The organism is Pseudomonas sp. IT-P100, from assembly GCF_949767185.1.
Taxonomy (GTDB): domain Bacteria; phylum Pseudomonadota; class Gammaproteobacteria; order Pseudomonadales; family Pseudomonadaceae; genus Aquipseudomonas; species Aquipseudomonas fluorescens_B.
The window spans coordinates 197,015-214,523 of record NZ_CATKQK010000044.1; the positions used below are offsets into that span (position 1 = coordinate 197,015).

Here is a 17,509-nt window from a genome sequence, read left to right on the forward strand (position 1 = left end):
GCCTTTGTATCGCCCGCGAAGAGGCCGCGTCATACAGCGTAGAAACGACAGGCGATAAAAAGCCCCGCACTTCCATCGAAGGCGGGGCTTTTGCATTGTGCCGCGCGATCAGAACAAATCGATAGGCGCCGCTTCATCCGCTGGCAGTGGGCTTCCCGGCGCGTTGCCGTTACCCAGCTCATTCACCGAGGGCGGCGTATCTTCGGCCTTGAACAGCTCGAAGTACGCGCCTGGCGTGCCTGGGGTGGCTGCGCGACCACTGACCGGATCAACCCGCAGGCTCAGAATGCCTTCCGGCTCTGGCTGCGTATGCGGCGGCTTGTCCTTGAGCGCGGCTGCCATGTAATTCATCCAGATCGGCAACGCCACAGTGCCGCCGAACTCGCGCTTGCCCAGGCTTTCCGGCTGGTCGAAACCGGTCCAGACGGTGGTCACGTAATCAGCGTTGTAGCCCGAGAACCACGCGTCCTTGGATTCGTTGGTGGTACCGGTCTTGCCCGCGATATCGGGGCGACCCATGGCCAGTGCGCGGCGGCCAGTGCCGAGCTTGATCACGTCCTCGAGCATGCTGTTGAGGATGTAAGTGGTACGGCCATCGACAATGCGTTCAGCCACGGCGGGTGCCTGAGGCGCGGGTTGGCCCGGAGCCTCGCCCGGCGTCGCGTTGACCGTAAAGGCCTCGGCCGCGGGGGCAGCAATGCCATCCGTTGCGACACCACCTTTCGGCACGCTCGGCGGGTTGGCGACGAACAGCGTGTCGCCATTACGGCTTTCGATCTTGTCGATGATGTACGGGTTGATCTTGTAGCCGCCGTTGGCAAACGTGCTCCAGCCGGTGGCGATTTCCATTGGCGTCAGGGTCGCGGTGCCCAGGGCCAGCGACAGATTGCGCGGCAGGTCCTGCTTGTTGAAGCCGAACTTGCTGATGTAGTCGATGGTGCGATCAATGCCCAGGGCCTGCAACAGACGGATCGACACCAGGTTGCGCGACTTGTAGAGCCCTTCGCGCAGGCGGATAGGGCCGAGGAAGGTGTTGGTGTCGTTCTTCGGGCGCCAGACCTTGTCCAGGTATTCGTCGACGAACACGATCGGTGCGTCGTTCACCAGGCTGGCGGCGGTGTAGCCGTTATCCAGTGCGGCGCTGTAGACGAACGGTTTGAAGCTCGAGCCCGGCTGACGCTTGGCCTGCAGGGCGCGGTTGTAATTGCTCTGCTCGAAGGCGAAGCCGCCGACCAGCGAGCGAATGGCGCCGTTCTGCGGATCAAGAGAAACCAGCGCGCCTTGTGCTTGCGGGATCTGGCTGAACTTCAGCGAATTGTCCGGCTGGCGTTGCACGCGAATCAAGTCGCCGACCTGGGCAACATCCGACGGCTGCTTCGGGTTGGCACCCATGCTGTTGGTGTTCAGGAACGGCCGCGCCCATTTCATGCTGTCCCAGCCAACATGCTCGTCGCCGGTACGGGTCATCACCTGCAGGCCGGTCTTGTCGACCTGAGTGACGATGGCGGGTTCAAGGCTGCTGATCGTGCGTTGCTTGGTCAGTTCGGCGGCCCAGGCTTCACGCGTCTTGCCCGGCAGGCGTGACTCGGGACCGCGATAACCATGGCGCTGATCGTAAGTCATCAAGCCTTCGTGAAGTGCGGTGTTGGCCATTTCCTGCAGGTTGCTCGGCACGGTGGTCGTGACGCGGAAACCTTCGGTGTAGGCATCGCTGCCATAGCGGCCGACCATTTCGGCACGAGCCATTTCAGCGATGTAGGGCGCGTTCACTTCCGGGGTCGGCACGTGATAACTGGCGTTCAGCGGCTCGTTGATCGCAGCGGTGTAATCGGCTTCGGTGATTTTTCCGAGCTTGTACATGCGCCCCAGGATCCAGTCGCGACGCTCCTTGCTGCGCGCCGGGTTGGCCAGCGGGTTGAAGCGCGACGGGGCTTTTGGCAAACCGGCGATCATCGCCATCTGCGCCAGGCTGACGTCACGAATCGACTTGCCGTAATACACTTGCGCCGCCGCCTCGATGCCGTAGGCGCGGTTGCCGAGGTAGATCTTGTTGACGTACAGCTCAAGGATCTCGTCCTTGGTCAGCTGCCGTTCGATCTGCAGCGCCAGGAGGATTTCAGTGGTCTTGCGCGAAAAGCTGCGTTCGCTGGTCAGGAAGAAGTTCTTCGCCACCTGCATGGTGATGGTGCTGCCGCCGGACTGAATGTGGCCGCTTTTGACCAATTGGGTGGCGGCGCGCATCAGGCTGCTGGGATCGACGCCATAATGGTTGGCGAAATTGTCGTCTTCAGCACTTAGTAACGCATTTATGAAATTGGGAGGAATATCGGCGAAACGGATCGGAGTGCGGCGCATTTCGCCAAATTCTGCGATCAACTTGTTATCGCTGCTGTATACCCTTAGAGGAATCTGCAACTGAATGCTTCTCAGCGCCTCCACAGACGGTAATCCGGGGCTAAGGTAAAGAAAAGCGCCGGTCAGACCAAGAAGCAGTCCGCAGAAAACGGCGACGATGGACCAACCGAAAAACTTCAGCAGACGAATCAAGGCTTTGGGATATCCAGGGCAAAGAATGAATGAGGCATCAGGGTTCAGGTAAAAAAGGAGAACGACCCGCGCTTGACGTAAAAAGCGGAAAAAATCGCTGGGCATTATAAGCATTTTTACGTCGAGAGCGTCATTTGCGCTGCTGTCAAGACGGGTGGATGGAACGCAATGGACATTACAGAGTCCGTAACTCACGGATAGTCATAGGGAATTGGTAGTGCTAGGACTCTTCAATAAAAAGGCCAATACGCTTTTGGGGATCGACATCAGCTCTACGTCGGTGAAGCTTCTGGAGTTAAGCCGCCAGGGCGACCGCTACCGGGTCGAAGCCTATGCGGTAGAGCCGTTGCCTGCCAGCGCGGTGGTCGAGAAAAATATCGCCGAGCTCGAAGGCGTGGGTCAGGCACTCACTCGCGTGCTGCTCAAGGCCAGAACCAGTCTCAGGAACGTCGCAGTGGCCGTTGCCGGCTCGGCGGTGATCACCAAGACCATCGAAATGGATGCCGGTCTTTCCGACGACGAGTTGGAAAACCAGCTGAAAATCGAGGCTGATCAATACATCCCTTATCCGCTGGACGAAGTGGCCATCGACTTCGAAGTCCAGGGTGCATCGGCGCGCAACCCCGAACGGGTCAATGTGTTGCTGGCTGCCTGTCGCAAGGAAAACGTCGAAGTCCGTGAGGCGGCGCTCGCACTGGCCGGCCTGACCGCTCGCGTGGTCGATGTCGAGGCCTATGCGCTGGAGCGATCCTTCGGTTTGCTGGCCGGACAGCTGGCAGCCGCTCAGGACCGTCTGACGGTTGCCGTGGTCGACATCGGTGCGACCATGACCACGCTCAGCGTCCTGTACAACGGACGCATCATCTACACCCGCGAACAATTGTTCGGTGGTCGTCAACTGACGGAAGAAATCCAGCGACGTTATGGCCTGACCCTCGAGCAAGCAGGGTTGGCAAAGAAGCAGGGCGGTTTGCCGGACGACTACGTCAGCGAGGTGCTGCAGCCATTTCGTGATGCGCTGGTGCAGCAGGTGTCGCGATCGTTGCAGTTTTTCTTCGCCTCCGGGCAGTACAACGCTGTGGATCACATCCTGTTGGCCGGTGGTACCGCATCGGTGCCGGGGCTGGACCGGTTGATCGAGCAGCGTTTGAGCACGCCGACGCAGGTGGCCAATCCCTTCTCGAACATGACCCTGAGCAGCAAGGTCAACGCTGGCGCCCTGGCCAGCGATGCGCCGGCGCTGATGATCGCTTGCGGGCTGGCCCTCAGGAGTTTCGACTGATGGCGCGGATCAACCTTTTACCCTGGCGCGAAGAACTGCGGGAACAGCGGCGCAAACGCTTCTTGCTGGCGCTGGTGGGTGTGCTGGTGGGCTCAGTGGCAGCGTTACTGATTGCGGACCAGGCCATCAATGGCGCCATCGATCGACAAGTCGCCCGAAACGATTACATCGGTAAACAGATTACGGTGGTCGACGAGCGGATCAAGCAGATCAGTGATCTGAAGGCCCGTCGCCAGCAGCTCGTCGAGCGCATGCGCATCATCCAGGACCTGCAAGGCAATCGTCCGATCAGCGGGCGGATCTTCGATCAGTTGGCGCGTACGTTGCCGGACGGGGTGTATTTCACCGAGGTGAAAATGGAAGGCAAGACCCTGTCCATTACCGGCGCGGCAGATTCCAATAACCGTGTGTCAGACCTTATGCGCAACCTGGATGCATCGGACTGGTTCGACGCGCCGAACCTGACGGAAGTCAAGGCGACCACCGCCGGCCAGCTGGATCAGGCCAACGTCTTCCAGTTGACCGTGCGCCAGACCCAGCCAGCCGCTACGGAGGCTGTTCAATGAGGCTGGCCGAATGGATTGAAGGCTTGCGCAAGATTGACATCAACGATCTGGACACCAACAACCTGGGTTCCTGGCCGCCTGCCATCAAGACGCTGGCGGGTGCGCTGCTGATGGTTCTGGTGCTGGCGCTGGGCTACAGCTTTTCCATCAGCGACCTTGAGAGCCAGCTGGAACTCAAGCGTGAGGAAGAGTCGACGCTCAAAGAGCAGTTTGCCTCCAAGGCGCACATGGCGGCGAATCTGGAGTTATACATCCAGCAGATGAAGGAAATGGAGAATTCCTTTGGTGTGCTCTTGCGGCAATTGCCCAGCGACACCGAAGTGCCCGGTCTGCTGGAGGACATCACTCGAACCGGTCTGGGCAGTGGCCTGGAGTTCGAAGAAATCAAGCTGCTGCCGGAGGTCACCCAGCCGTTCTACATCGAGCTGCCGATCCAGATCACCGTCACCGGCGCGTATCACGACCTCGCCACGTTCGTCAGTGGCGTGGCGGGGTTGCCACGCATCGTCACCCTGCATGACTTCGATCTCGCACCGGCCAACCCCGAGGGCGGGACGAAATTGCGCATGAGCATCCTTGCCAAGACTTACCGGTATAACGACAAGGGGCTGCAGAAATGACCCCGATGCGTTTTATCCCGATGATCGGAATACTGGTCGTTCTGGCCGGTTGTGGCGGCGACACTGACTTCCGCGACCTGGACGCGTACATGAACGAAATGCGCCTGCGTGCACCGGGCAGGATTGAACCAACGCCGACATTCCGGTCTTACCCAACGTTCACCTACAACGCCGCTAACCTGCGCAGTCCCTTTTCCCGGCAGGTCAAGGTCGACCTGGCTGGCCAGAAACACGGCTCACGCAACGTCAAGCCTGATCCCAACCGGGTCAAGCAGTACCTCGAAGGTTTCAACATCGAGCAGTTTGAAATGGTCGGCACGATCTCCAATGCGGCTGGCTCCTTTGCGCTGTTGCGCGGGGCAGGCGGTGTGCATCGGTTGAAGGTCGGCGATTACCTGGGACGTAACGATGGCCGGATCGTTGCCATCAGCGGCTCGCAAGTCGATGTGGTCGAAATCGTTCCTGACGGCGAAGGCGCCTGGCTGGAACGGCCGCGGACCATCCCTTTGAAAGAGCACTCATAGTGGAACTCGAATAATGAACAGGATTTTCGCAACCTTCGGAGTTTCGCTATGGATAGCGTTGCTTTCGCCGATGGTACAAGCGGCCAACCTCAAAGCGCTGGATGTCGCTGCGCTGCCGGGAGACCGCGTCGAGTTGAAGCTGTCATTCGATGGCGCGCCCCCAGCGCCCCACGGTTACACGACGGAGCAGCCTGCGCGGATCGCGCTGGACCTGCCTGGTGTGGTCAGCCAGCTAACGAGCAAGACTCGCGACCTGGGCGGTGGCAATGCCCGCAGTGCCACGGTGGTGGAAGCCAAGGACCGCACGCGGCTGATCATCAACCTGACTCAATTGACCCCGTACACCGCTCGTGTCGAAGGCAATAATCTGTTTGTGGTGGTCGGGCGCGGAACCAGTAACGCAGCACCTGCACCTGCAACCGCATCCAAGCCGCCACGCGTCGCCACGGCAACTCCCGCGCCGGCCAAGGCCTATGCGCCGGTGAGCAAGGCGATCCGCGGCGTGGATTTCCAGCGCGGCACCCAGGGTGAAGGCAATGTGGTCATCGATCTCTCGGATCCGTCCATCGCCCCGGACATTCAGGAGCGCGATGGCAGGATTGTCGTCGGTTTCGCCAGGACCCAATTGCCGGAACCGTTGCGGGTCCGTCTGGACGTCAAGGATTTCGCCACGCCTGTGCAGTTCGTCAACGCCAGCGCTACGGGAGACCGGGCGACCATCAGCATTGAGCCCAGCGGCGCGTTCGATTACTCGACCTATCAGACCGACAACAAGCTGACCGTCAGCGTCCGCCCGATGACCGTAGACGACTTGCAGAAGCGCAACGCCGAGCGTTTTGCCTACACCGGTGAAAAGCTCTCGCTGAACTTCCAGGACATTGACGTGCGCTCGGTGCTGCAACTGATCGCCGATTTCACCAACCTCAATCTGGTGGCCAGCGACACGGTGCAGGGCGGCATTACCTTGCGCTTGCAGAACGTGCCGTGGGATCAGGCGCTGGACCTGGTGCTGAAAACCAAGGGCCTGGACAAACGAAAGATCGGTAACGTGTTGCTGGTGGCGCCGGCCGATGAGATTGCCGCCCGCGAACGCCAGGAACTGGAGTCGCAGAAGCAGATCGCCGAACTGGCGCCTTTGCGTCGCGAGCTGCTGCAAGTCAATTACGCCAAGGCGGCCGATATCGCCAAGCTGTTCCAGTCAGTGACCAGTGCCGAGGCGAAAGTCGACGAGCGGGGTTCGATCACCGTCGATGAACGAACCAATAACATCATCGCCTACCAGACCCAGGACCGTCTCGACGAGCTGCGCCGCATTGTCGCGCAACTGGATATCCCGGTGCGTCAGGTGATGATCGAGGCTCGGATCGTCGAAGCGAACGTCGACTACGACAAGAGCCTCGGTGTGCGTTGGGGTGGTTCGGTGCAGAACAAGGGCAACTGGAACACATCCGGTGTCAGCAACGGCGCCAACGCGTCGTCGACCATTGGTACGCCGGGCAGCACCAGCACCAACTCACCGTTCGTCGACATGGGCACCGCCGCCAACACTTCGGGGCTCGGCATCGCCTTCATCACCGATAATGTGCTGCTGGATCTTGAGCTGACCGCGATGGAAAAAACCGGTAACGGCGAAATCGTCTCGCAACCCAAGGTGGTTACCTCCGACAAGGAAACCGCAAAAATCCTCAAGGGCACCGAGATCCCGTACCAGGAAGCCAGCTCCAGCGGCGCTACGTCGGTATCGTTCAAGGAGGCCTCGCTGTCGCTGGAAGTGACGCCGCAGATTACCCCGGACAACCGGATCATCATGGAGGTCAAGGTCACCAAGGACGAACCGGACTACCTGAACAAGGTGCAGGATGTACCGCCCATCAAGAAAAACGAGGTCAATGCCAAGGTTCTCGTCAATGACGGCGAGACCATCGTGATCGGTGGGGTTTTCTCAAATACTCAGAGCAAGGTTGTAGATAAGGTGCCATTTCTCGGTGATGTGCCGTATCTTGGCCGCCTTTTCCGGCGTGACGTGGTTTCGGAGAAAAAATCCGAGCTGCTGGTATTTCTCACTCCGCGTATCATGAACAATCAGGCGATTGCTGTGAGTCATTGATTCTGTGCGAAATTTGATTCTTGTTGGACCGATGGGGGCTGGAAAAAGCACCATCGGCCGGTTGCTGGCCAAAGAGCTGCGCCTGCCATTCAAAGATTCCGATAAGGAAATTGAATTGCGCACGGGCGCCAATATCCCATGGATTTTCGATAAGGAAGGCGAGCCGGGCTTTCGTGACCGCGAGCAGGCGATGATTGCCGAGCTGTGCGGCTGCGATGGCGTGGTGCTGGCGACCGGCGGCGGCGCGGTCATGCGCGAAGCCAACCGTCGAGCACTGCGCGCCGGTGGTCGGGTGGTTTATCTGCATGCTTCTGTCGAACAGCAGGTTGGCCGTACCGCCCGTGACCGCAATCGACCCCTGTTGCGGACTGCCGATCCGGCCAAGACCCTTCGGGACCTGCTGGAGTTGCGCGATCCGCTGTATCGGGAAATCGCCGACCTGGTAGTGGAAACCGATGAGCGACCGCCGCGAATGGTGGTGCTCGACATTCTTGACCGCCTGCAGCAGCTGCCTCCCCGTTAAAGCACAGCGCGAAATGCGCTATCCTCGGCGTCCTGCCACGACCGCTCAAGGTTGTGGCGCAAGGTTGCCGAACGGCGTCACACCAGCAAATGCCGCGGACATTCGATAACTCAAGGCAGGACGCCTGATTCCATCTTCACTGTGGGGACACATGCAGACACTCAAGGTCGATCTAGGCGAGCGCAGCTACCCGATTCATATTGGCGAAGGTTTGTTGGATCAGCCCGAGCTGCTGGCCCCGCATATTCGCGGGCGGCAAGTGGCGATCATCTCCAACGAAACCGTTGCGCCGCTCTATCTCGAACGTCTGACCCGCAGCCTTGCGCAGTTCTCGGTGATTTCCGTGGTGCTGCCCGACGGCGAAGCCTTCAAGACCTGGGAAACCCTGCAACTGATTTTCGACGGTCTGCTGACCGCACGCCATGATCGCCGCACCACCGTGATCGCCCTCGGCGGCGGTGTGATTGGTGACATGGCCGGTTTTGCTGCTGCCTGCTACCAGCGCGGTGTCGATTTCATCCAGGTTCCGACTACCCTGCTGTCGCAAGTCGACTCCTCGGTCGGCGGCAAGACCGGGATCAATCATCCCCTGGGCAAAAACATGGTCGGCGCCTTCTATCAGCCGAACGTGGTCCTGATCGATACCGCCTCCCTCAATACCCTGCCGGCTCGCGAGTTGTCCGCCGGGCTGGCTGAAGTCATCAAGTACGGGCTGATTTGCGACGAGCCGTTCCTCACCTGGCTCGAAGAAAACGTCGATCGCCTGCGCGCCCTGGACCAGGTTGCCCTGACGTATGCGATCGAACGTTCCTGCGCGGCCAAGGCGGCGGTGGTCGGTGCCGACGAGAAGGAAACCGGCGTTCGTGCCACCCTGAACCTGGGACACACCTTCGGCCATGCCATCGAAACCCACATGGGATATGGTGTGTGGCTACATGGCGAGGCAGTAGCTGCTGGCACCGTAATGGCCCTGGAGATGTCCGCGCGCCTGGGCTGGATCAGCGAGCAGGAGCGTGATCGCGGCATTCGCCTGTTCCAGCGTGCCGGCCTGCCGGTCATCCCGCCCGAAGAGATGACTGAAGCCGATTTTCTCGAACACATGGCAATTGACAAGAAAGTGATCGACGGTCGTTTGCGCCTGGTGCTGCTGCGCCACATGGGCGAAGCGGTGGTGACCGACGATTATCCGAAAGAGGTTCTACAGGCCACGCTGGGAGCGGACTACCGCGCCCTGGCTCAGCTTAAAGGTTAATAAGATCCCGATGACTAGTTTGCACGCCGACGAGGCTTTCCTCGGCCATTACCAGTTAAGCCATGACCCTTTTGCTCCACGGGTGCCTGGCTTCAAATTCTTCCCGGCCCAGCGCAAACCGGTGCTGGGACAGCTGCATCACCTGGCCCGCTACAGCCAGTTGCTGCTGGTGGTTACCGGCCCGCAAGGCAGTGGCAAGACCCTGTTGCGTCAGGCTCTGGTGGCCAGTACCAACAAACAATCCGTTCAGAGCGTGGTGGTTTCCGCTCGTGGCGCGGGCGATGCGGCTGGCGTGCTGCGTCAGGTGGCCCAGGCGTTGAACGTCGCTCAGGCAGAGATCGGCCCGATCCTGTCTCAGGTCGTGCAGCTCGCGCTGACGGGTCAGGAAGTCTATTTGCTGGTGGACGATGCCGAGCAGCTCGACGAGTCCGCACTGGAAGCCTTGATGGAGCTGGCCGCGGGTGCACCGGAAGGTCGTCCGCATGTGTTCCTGTTCGGCGAGTCCTCGCTGATCGCGCAACTCGAGGCGTTGAACCTTGAAGAAGAGCGCTTCCACGTCATCGAACTGCAGCCTTACACCGAAGAAGAAACCCGCGAGTATCTGGACCAGCGGCTAGAAGGTGCAGGTCGCGGTATCGAACTTTTTACCGCGGATCAGATCTCTGATATTCACGAAAGCTCCGACGGCTGGCCTGGCAACATCAATCAGGTTGCCCGCGATGCAATGATCGAAGCCATGATTGCCAGCCGCTCTGCGGTCAAGCGTCCAAGTATGGGGTTCAACATGCCGAAGAAACACGTATTGGCGATTTCCGCCGTTGTCGTGGTCGCGGTGGCCGCCGCCTGGTTGATGCCGGGTCGCAGCAAAGCACCGACCACCGGCGCACCTGCCAACGAACAGGCGCAACTGCCGCTTGGCCAGGGCACGCCACAACCTAACAGCGGCGGCGCACCTGCCGTGGAGTTCGCCGGTAACTCGCAACCGATGCCGTTGCCGCTGGTCGGTAATTCGCAACCGGTCATGCGCGGTCCCCTCGCGGAAGCGGCCGGTGGCATCACCGAAGGCGACGATGGCGTGCCGGTCGAAGGCTCCAGCGATACACCGCCGACCGTGACCACCACCGCGCCTCCTGCAGGCGTTCCGGCCGGTCCTGCACCGACGCCAGCCGCCAAGCCGACGCCTGCGCCCACTCAGGTCGCGACAGCCAAGCCCGTCCCGACTGCCCCTGCGGTGAAGCCGGCGCCAACGCCAGCCAAGCCAGCCGCGGTCGCTACCGCCAAGCCTGCCGAGAAGCCAGTCGCTGCTGCTGCCAAAGGCGCTGGCGGCACCTGGTACGCCGGGCAGCCGACGAGCAACTACGTGGTGCAGATCCTCGGCACCAGCTCTGAAGCGGCCGCGCAATCCTTCGTGAAGGAGCAGGGCGGCGAGTACCGTTATTTCAAGAAAGTCCTCAACGGCAAGCCGCTTTACGTCATCACTTACGGTAGCTTCGCCAACCGCGATGCGGCCGTTACCGCCATCAAGGCCTTGCCAGCGAAGGTTCAGGCTGGTAAACCTTGGCCTCGCACTGTCGCCAGCGTCCAACAGGAACTGGCAACAACTCGCTGAAGATTCGGCGGCCTTACCCAGGCCGCCTCTCCAAGCACCTCAAAATTTCTGCAAGTGCGCGCCGTCTCTACAGACCGCGTGCCTTGTGGTGTCTGCGTTACAGTAGTCTTTGAGTCGTTGCGGTCAGAATTAAAAAAGTTTTGACTAGCACAGCAGATCGCTTTAAACCTTTCACAAATGCGACATAGATTTGCGACAGTTCGTCGTCAAATTTGTGAGCGTCTGTGTCGCTGTGTACAATGACCACCCTTTTGCCCCCGCTAAGCCGGCGTACGTTCGGCGTGGAATGCAAGTGGTTGAATTGAAAAGAAATTTGCCTTGATAAGAGGCAGCCTGGTGAGAAAGTGTCTATGAAAGCAGGTCTGTACCAACCAGATGAATTCAAGGATAACTGCGGTTTCGGCCTGATAGCCCACATGCAGGGCGAGCCCAGTCATACCCTTTTGCAAACGGCCATCGAGGCCCTGACCTGCATGACCCACCGCGGTGGGATCAACGCCGACGGCAAGACCGGTGACGGTTGCGGTCTGCTGATTCAAAAGCCGGATGTGTTCCTGCGAGCGATCGCCCAGGAAACCTTCGGCGTCGAATTGCCCAAGCAATACGCAGTGGGCATGGTTTTCTTCAACCAGGACCCGGTCAAGGCCGAAGCCGCTCGCGAGAACATGAACCGCGAGATCCTGGCTGAAGGCCTGACCCTGGTCGGCTGGCGCAAAGTGCCGATCGACACCAGTGTCCTCGGCCGCCTGGCCCTCGAGCGCTTGCCGCAGATCGAGCAGGTCTACATCGGTGGTGAAGGCCTGAGCGATCAGGACATGGCGATCAAGCTGTTCAGCGCCCGTCGTCGCTCGTCCGTGGCCAACGCCGCCGACGTCGATCACTACATCTGCAGCTTTTCCCACAAGACCATCATTTATAAAGGCCTGATGATGCCGGCGGATTTGACCGCCTTCTATCCAGACCTCAGCGACCAGCGCCTGCAAACCTCGATTTGCGTGTTCCACCAGCGCTTCTCCACCAACACCCTGCCGAAATGGCCGCTGGCGCAACCGTTCCGCTTCCTCGCCCACAACGGCGAGATCAACACCATTACCGGCAACCGCAACTGGGCCCAGGCCCGTCGCACCAAGTTCACCAACGATCTGATGGATCTGGAAGAACTCGGCCCGCTGGTCAACCGTGTCGGCTCCGACTCCTCCAGCATGGACAACATGCTCGAGCTGATGGTCACCGGTGGCATCGACCTGTTCCGTGGCGTGCGGATGATCATTCCGCCTGCGTGGCAGAACGTCGAAACCATGGACCCGGATCTGCGTGCGTTCTACGAATACAACTCGATGCACATGGAACCGTGGGACGGCCCGGCCGGCGTGGTCATGACCGACGGTCGCTACGCGGTGTGCCTGCTCGACCGTAACGGTCTGCGCCCGGCGCGCTGGGTCACGACCAAAAACGGTTTCATCACCCTGGCGTCCGAAATCGGTGTCTGGAACTACCAGCCTGAAGACGTGATCGCCAAGGGTCGTGTGGGGCCGGGCCAGATCTTTGCCGTGGACACCGAAACCGGTCAGATCCTCGACACCGACGCCATCGACAACCGCCTGAAGTCCCGTCATCCGTACAAGCAATGGCTGCGCAAGAATGCCCTGCGCATCCAGGCGACCATGGAAGACAACGATCACGGTTCGGCTTTCTACGATGTCGACCAGCTCAAGCAGTACATGAAGATGTACCAGGTCACGTTCGAAGAGCGCGACCAAGTGCTGCGCCCGCTTGGCGAGCAAGGCTACGAGGCCGTTGGCTCGATGGGCGACGATACGCCGATGGCCGTGCTGTCCCAGCGCGTGCGCACGCCGTACGACTATTTCCGCCAGCAGTTCGCGCAGGTCACCAACCCGCCGATCGACCCGCTGCGTGAAGCCATCGTCATGTCGCTGGAGATCTGCCTCGGTGCCGAGCGCAACATCTTCCAGGAGTCGCCGGAACATGCTTCGCGTGTGATCCTCAGCTCGCCGGTCATTTCCCCGGCCAAGTGGCGCTCGCTGATGAACCTCGATCGTCCGGGCTTCGAGCGCGCGATCATCGACCTCAACTATGACGAGAGCGTCGGCCTTGAAGCCGCTGTGCGTAATGTCGCCGATCAGGCTGAAGAAGCCGTTCGCGCCGGTCGCACCCAGATCGTCTTGAGTGACCGTCACATTGCCCCGGGCAAGTTGCCGATCCACGCCTCTCTGGCCACCGGCGCGGTGCACCACCGCCTGACCGAAAAAGGCCTGCGTTGCGACTCCAACATCCTCGTGGAAACCGCTACCGCACGCGATCCGCACCACTTTGCGGTACTGATCGGTTTCGGCGCCTCGGCGGTCTATCCGTTCCTGGCCTACGAAGTGCTGGGCGACCTGATCCGCACCGGTGAAGTGCTGGGCGACCTCTATGAGGTGTTCAAGAACTACCGTAAGGGCATCACCAAAGGCCTGCTGAAGATCCTGTCGAAGATGGGTATTTCGACCATCGCTTCGTACCGCGGTGCGCAGCTGTTCGAAGCCATCGGCCTGTCCGAGGAAGTCTGCGACCTGAGCTTCCGCGGCGTTCCGAGCCGTATCAAGGGCGCACGTTTCGTCGACATCGAAGCCGAGCAGAAAGCCCTGGCCGCCGAAGCCTGGAGTCCGCGCAAGCCGATCCAGCAGGGCGGCCTGCTGAAGTTCGTCCACGGTGGCGAATATCACGCCTACAACCCGGACGTGGTCAACACCTTGCAAGCTGCTGTGCAGCAAGGCGACTACAGCAAGTTCAAGGAATACACGGCGCTGGTGGACAACCGCCCGGTGTCGATGATCCGCGACCTGTTCAAGGTCAAGACTCTGGACAAACCGCTGGACATCAGCGAGATCGAACCGCTGGAATCGGTGCTCAAGCGCTTTGACTCCGCGGGCATCTCGCTTGGCGCTTTGTCGCCGGAAGCTCACGAAGCCCTGGCCGAAGCCATGAACCGCCTCGGTGCGCGTTCCAACTCCGGTGAAGGCGGCGAAGACCCGGCGCGCTACGGCACGATCAAGAGCTCGAAAATCAAGCAAGTCGCGACCGGCCGTTTCGGTGTCACTCCGGAATACCTGGTCAACGCTGAAGTGCTGCAGATCAAGGTCGCCCAGGGCGCCAAGCCCGGCGAAGGCGGTCAACTGCCAGGCGGCAAGGTCAACGGTCTGATCGCCAAGCTGCGTTACGCAGTGCCGGGCGTGACCCTGATTTCGCCACCGCCGCACCACGACATCTATTCGATCGAAGACTTGTCGCAGCTGATTTTCGACCTGAAACAAGTCAACCCGAAGGCCCTGGTTTCGGTGAAGCTGGTGGCAGAAGCCGGTGTTGGCACCATCGCTGCCGGTGTGGCCAAGGCCTACGCGGACTTGATCACCATCTCCGGCTACGACGGCGGCACCGGTGCATCGCCGCTGACCTCGATCAAATACGCGGGCGCTCCGTGGGAACTCGGCCTGGCCGAAACCCACCAGACCCTGCGTGGTAACGACTTGCGCGGCAAAGTGCGGGTGCAGACCGATGGCGGCCTGAAAACCGGCCTCGACGTGATCAAGGCCGCGATCCTCGGCGCTGAGAGCTTCGGCTTCGGCACCGCGCCAATGATCGCGCTGGGCTGCAAGTACCTGCGTATCTGCCACCTGAACAACTGCGCCACCGGCGTCGCGACTCAGAACGAGAAGCTGCGCAAGGATCACTACATCGGCACCGTCGACATGGTGGTGAACTTCTTCACCTACGTCGCCGAAGAAACCCGTGAGTGGCTGGCCAAACTGGGCGTGCGCTCCCTCGAAGAGCTGATCGGCCGTACCGATCTGCTGGAAATCCTCGAAGGCCAGACCGCCAAGCAGCAACACCTGGACCTGACGCCATTGCTGGGCAGCGATCACATCCCGGCAGACAAGCCTCAGTTCTGCCAGGTCGACCGCAACCCACCGTTCGACAAAGGCTTGCTGGCCGAGAAAATGGTCGACATGGCCACTTCGGCCATCAACGACATGAGCGGCGCCGATTTCGCCCTGGATATCTGCAACTGCGACCGCTCCATCGGCGCGCGGATCTCCGGCGAAATTGCGCGCAAGCACGGCAACCAGGGCATGGCGAACGCGCCGATCACCTTCCGCTTCAAAGGGACGGCCGGTCAGAGCTTCGGTGTGTGGAACGCCGGCGGCTTGAACATGTACCTGGAAGGCGACGCCAACGACTACGTCGGCAAAGGCATGACCGGCGGCAAGCTGGTCATCGTTCCGCCGAAGGGCAGCGCCTACAAGACTCAGGACAGTGCGATCATCGGCAACACCTGCCTGTACGGCGCGACCGGCGGCAAATTGTTCGCGGCCGGCACCGCAGGCGAGCGTTTCGCAGTGCGTAACTCCGGTGCTCACACCGTGGTGGAAGGCACCGGCGATCACTGCTGCGAGTACATGACCGGTGGTTTCGTCTGCGTTTTGGGCAAGACCGGTTACAACTTCGGCTCAGGCATGACCGGCGGTTTCGCCTACGTGCTCGACCAGGACAACACCTTCGTTGACCGGGTCAACCACGAACTGGTGGAAATCCAGCGGATCAGCGGCGAAGCGATGGAAGCCTACCGCAGCCACCTGCAACGCGTGCTGAACGAGTACGTCGAGGAAACCGACAGCGAGTGGGGTCGTGAACTCGCGGAAAACCTCGATGACTACCTGCGCCGTTTCTGGTTGGTCAAGCCGAAGGCTGCCAGCTTGAAAACGTTGCTTTCCAGCACCCGTGCCAACCCGCAGTGATATGCGCCTGAACAGTTTGATGAGGTTTTAACAATGGCTGAACGTCTGAATAACGACTTCCAGTTCATCGACGTCGGGCGCAAAGATCCGAAGAAGAAACTGTTGCGTCAACGCAAGAAGGAGTTCGTGGAGATCTACGAACCCTTCAAACCCCAGCATTCGGCCGATCAGGCCCACCGTTGCCTGGGTTGCGGTAACCCGTATTGCGAATGGAAGTGCCCGGTGCACAACTTCATTCCGAACTGGCTGAAACTGGTGGCCGAGGGCAACATCCTTCAGGCCGCCGAGCTGTCACACCAGACCAACACCCTGCCGGAAGTCTGCGGCCGGGTGTGCCCGCAGGATCGTCTGTGCGAGGGTGCCTGCACCCTTAACGACGGTTTCGGCGCGGTGACCATCGGTTCGGTCGAGAAGTACATCACCGACACCGCGTTCGCCATGGGCTGGCGCCCCGACATGTCCAAGGTCAAGCCGACCGGCAAACGTGTCGCGATCATCGGCGCAGGCCCGGCCGGTCTCGGCTGTGCCGACGTGCTGGTACGCGGCGGCGTGACCCCGGTGGTGTTCGACAGGAACCCGGAAATCGGCGGTCTGCTGACCTTCGGCATTCCCGAGTTCAAACTGGAAAAGACCGTGCTGAGCAATCGTCGCGAAGTCTTCACCGGCATGGGCATCGAGTTCCGCCTGAACATCGAAGTGGGCAAGGACGTGTCCGTCGAGCAACTGCTCGAAGAATACGATGCCGTGTTCATGGGCATGGGCACCTACACCTATATGAAGGGCGGCTTTGCCGGTGAGGATCTGCCAGGCGTGCATGACGCGCTCGACTTCCTGATTGCCAACGTCAATCGCAACCTGGGCTTCGAAAAGTCGCCGGAAGATTTCGTCGACATGAAAGGCAAGAAGGTTGTGGTGCTGGGCGGCGGCGACACGGCGATGGACTGCAACCGTACCTCGATCCGCCAGGGCGCCAAGTCGGTGACCTGTGCGTATCGCCGTGACGAAGCGAACATGCCGGGCTCGCGTAAAGAGGTGAAGAACGCCAAGGAAGAGGGCGTGAAATTCCTCTACAACCGCCAGCCGATCGCCATCGTTGGCGAAGATAAGGTCGAAGGTGTGAAGGTGGTCGAGACCCGTCTCGGCGAACCGGACGCCCGTGGCCGTCGCAGCCCCGAGCCGATCCCGGGTTCCGAAGAGATCATCCCGGCCGACGCTGTGGTTATCGCTTTCGGCTTCCGCCCGAGCCCGGCGCCGTGGTTCGAGCAGTTCAGTATCCAGACCGACAGCCAGGGCCGTGTTGTGGCGCCGGAACAAGGTCAGTACAAGCACCAGACCAGCAACCCGAAAATCTTCGCCGGTGGCGACATGGTTCGCGGCTCTGACCTGGTGGTGACGGCGATCTTCGAAGGCCGCAATGCGGCTGAAGGGATTCTGGATTACCTGGGCGTCTAACCCGCCGGTTCAGACCTGACAGGCAGTAACCCTGTGGGAGCTGGCCGGCCAGCGATAGCATCACCTCGGTCTGACTGATCACCGAGGTGGCCGCATCGCTGGCCGGCCAGCTCCCACATTGGTTTGCGGGTGTTGCTGAAATCTGCGTATTTGTTGCGACAAATTGACCCGATAGACAAAAGGCTGACCTGCAACCGTGCCTTTTGCCTCGCGCTCTGAGAAAATGCCCGC

At 60.5% G+C, this 17,509-nt stretch carries 11 protein-coding genes; 10 read left to right on the forward strand and 1 reads right to left on the reverse strand.

Annotated features, from left to right (window positions below; all coding sequences use genetic code 11):
- Nucleotides 1-108: 108 nt before the first annotated feature.
- Entirely contained in the window at nucleotides 109-2,544 is a 2,436-nt protein-coding gene (locus tag ACM6IQ_RS23175) for a penicillin-binding protein 1A (protein ID WP_414879993.1), read from the reverse strand.
- Between the two features lie 220 nt (nucleotides 2,545-2,764).
- Between ACM6IQ_RS23175 and ACM6IQ_RS23180 the strand changes: the two genes are divergently transcribed.
- The 10 genes from ACM6IQ_RS23180 (at nucleotide 2,765) to ACM6IQ_RS23225 (ending at nucleotide 17,278) form a co-directional block, all read left to right on the forward strand.
- Complete coding sequence (locus ACM6IQ_RS23180; RefSeq protein ID WP_017336120.1) at nucleotides 2,765-3,829, forward strand: pilus assembly protein PilM; 1,065 nt, start codon at nucleotides 2,765-2,767, stop codon at nucleotides 3,827-3,829.
- Nucleotides 3,829-4,395 (forward strand): PilN domain-containing protein, encoded by a 567-nt coding sequence (locus ACM6IQ_RS23185; RefSeq protein WP_017336121.1) that lies wholly within the window; start codon nucleotides 3,829-3,831, stop codon nucleotides 4,393-4,395. Before ACM6IQ_RS23180 ends, ACM6IQ_RS23185 begins: the two co-directional genes overlap by 1 nt.
- Nucleotides 4,392-5,015: a type 4a pilus biogenesis protein PilO gene (pilO, locus tag ACM6IQ_RS23190; RefSeq protein ID WP_017336122.1), complete on the forward strand. Its 624-nt coding sequence runs from the start codon at nucleotides 4,392-4,394 to the stop codon at nucleotides 5,013-5,015. The genes ACM6IQ_RS23185 and pilO overlap by 4 nt, the downstream gene beginning before the upstream one ends.
- The gene (locus ACM6IQ_RS23195; RefSeq protein ID WP_017336123.1) at nucleotides 5,012-5,539 is read left to right on the forward strand and encodes a pilus assembly protein PilP; all 528 of its coding nucleotides are present in this window, start codon (nucleotides 5,012-5,014) and stop codon (nucleotides 5,537-5,539) included. Before pilO ends, ACM6IQ_RS23195 begins: the two co-directional genes overlap by 4 nt.
- Nucleotides 5,540-5,552: 13 nt before the next feature.
- Complete coding sequence (gene pilQ / locus ACM6IQ_RS23200) at nucleotides 5,553-7,646, forward strand: type IV pilus secretin PilQ (RefSeq protein ID WP_017336124.1); 2,094 nt, start codon at nucleotides 5,553-5,555, stop codon at nucleotides 7,644-7,646.
- Between the two features lie 4 nt (nucleotides 7,647-7,650).
- Complete coding sequence (gene aroK, locus ACM6IQ_RS23205; protein ID WP_017336125.1) at nucleotides 7,651-8,169, forward strand: shikimate kinase AroK; 519 nt, start codon at nucleotides 7,651-7,653, stop codon at nucleotides 8,167-8,169.
- Nucleotides 8,170-8,320: 151 nt separating this feature from the next.
- A complete protein-coding gene (gene aroB / locus ACM6IQ_RS23210; RefSeq protein WP_017336126.1) occupies nucleotides 8,321-9,421 on the forward strand; it encodes a 3-dehydroquinate synthase in 1,101 nt (366 codons plus the stop codon).
- Between the two features lie 10 nt (nucleotides 9,422-9,431).
- The gene (locus tag ACM6IQ_RS23215; RefSeq protein ID WP_414879942.1) at nucleotides 9,432-11,030 is read left to right on the forward strand and encodes an AAA family ATPase; all 1,599 of its coding nucleotides are present in this window, start codon (nucleotides 9,432-9,434) and stop codon (nucleotides 11,028-11,030) included.
- 350 nt (nucleotides 11,031-11,380) lie between these two features.
- Nucleotides 11,381-15,826 carry a glutamate synthase large subunit gene (gene gltB / locus ACM6IQ_RS23220; protein WP_017336128.1) on the forward strand — a complete coding sequence of 1,482 codons (4,446 nt, stop codon included), beginning with the start codon at nucleotides 11,381-11,383 and terminating at the stop codon, nucleotides 15,824-15,826.
- Nucleotides 15,827-15,859: 33 nt separating this feature from the next.
- Nucleotides 15,860-17,278, forward strand: a complete 1,419-nt coding sequence (locus ACM6IQ_RS23225; RefSeq protein WP_414879943.1) for an FAD-dependent oxidoreductase — start codon at nucleotides 15,860-15,862, stop codon at nucleotides 17,276-17,278.
- Nucleotides 17,279-17,509 lie beyond the last annotated feature (231 nt).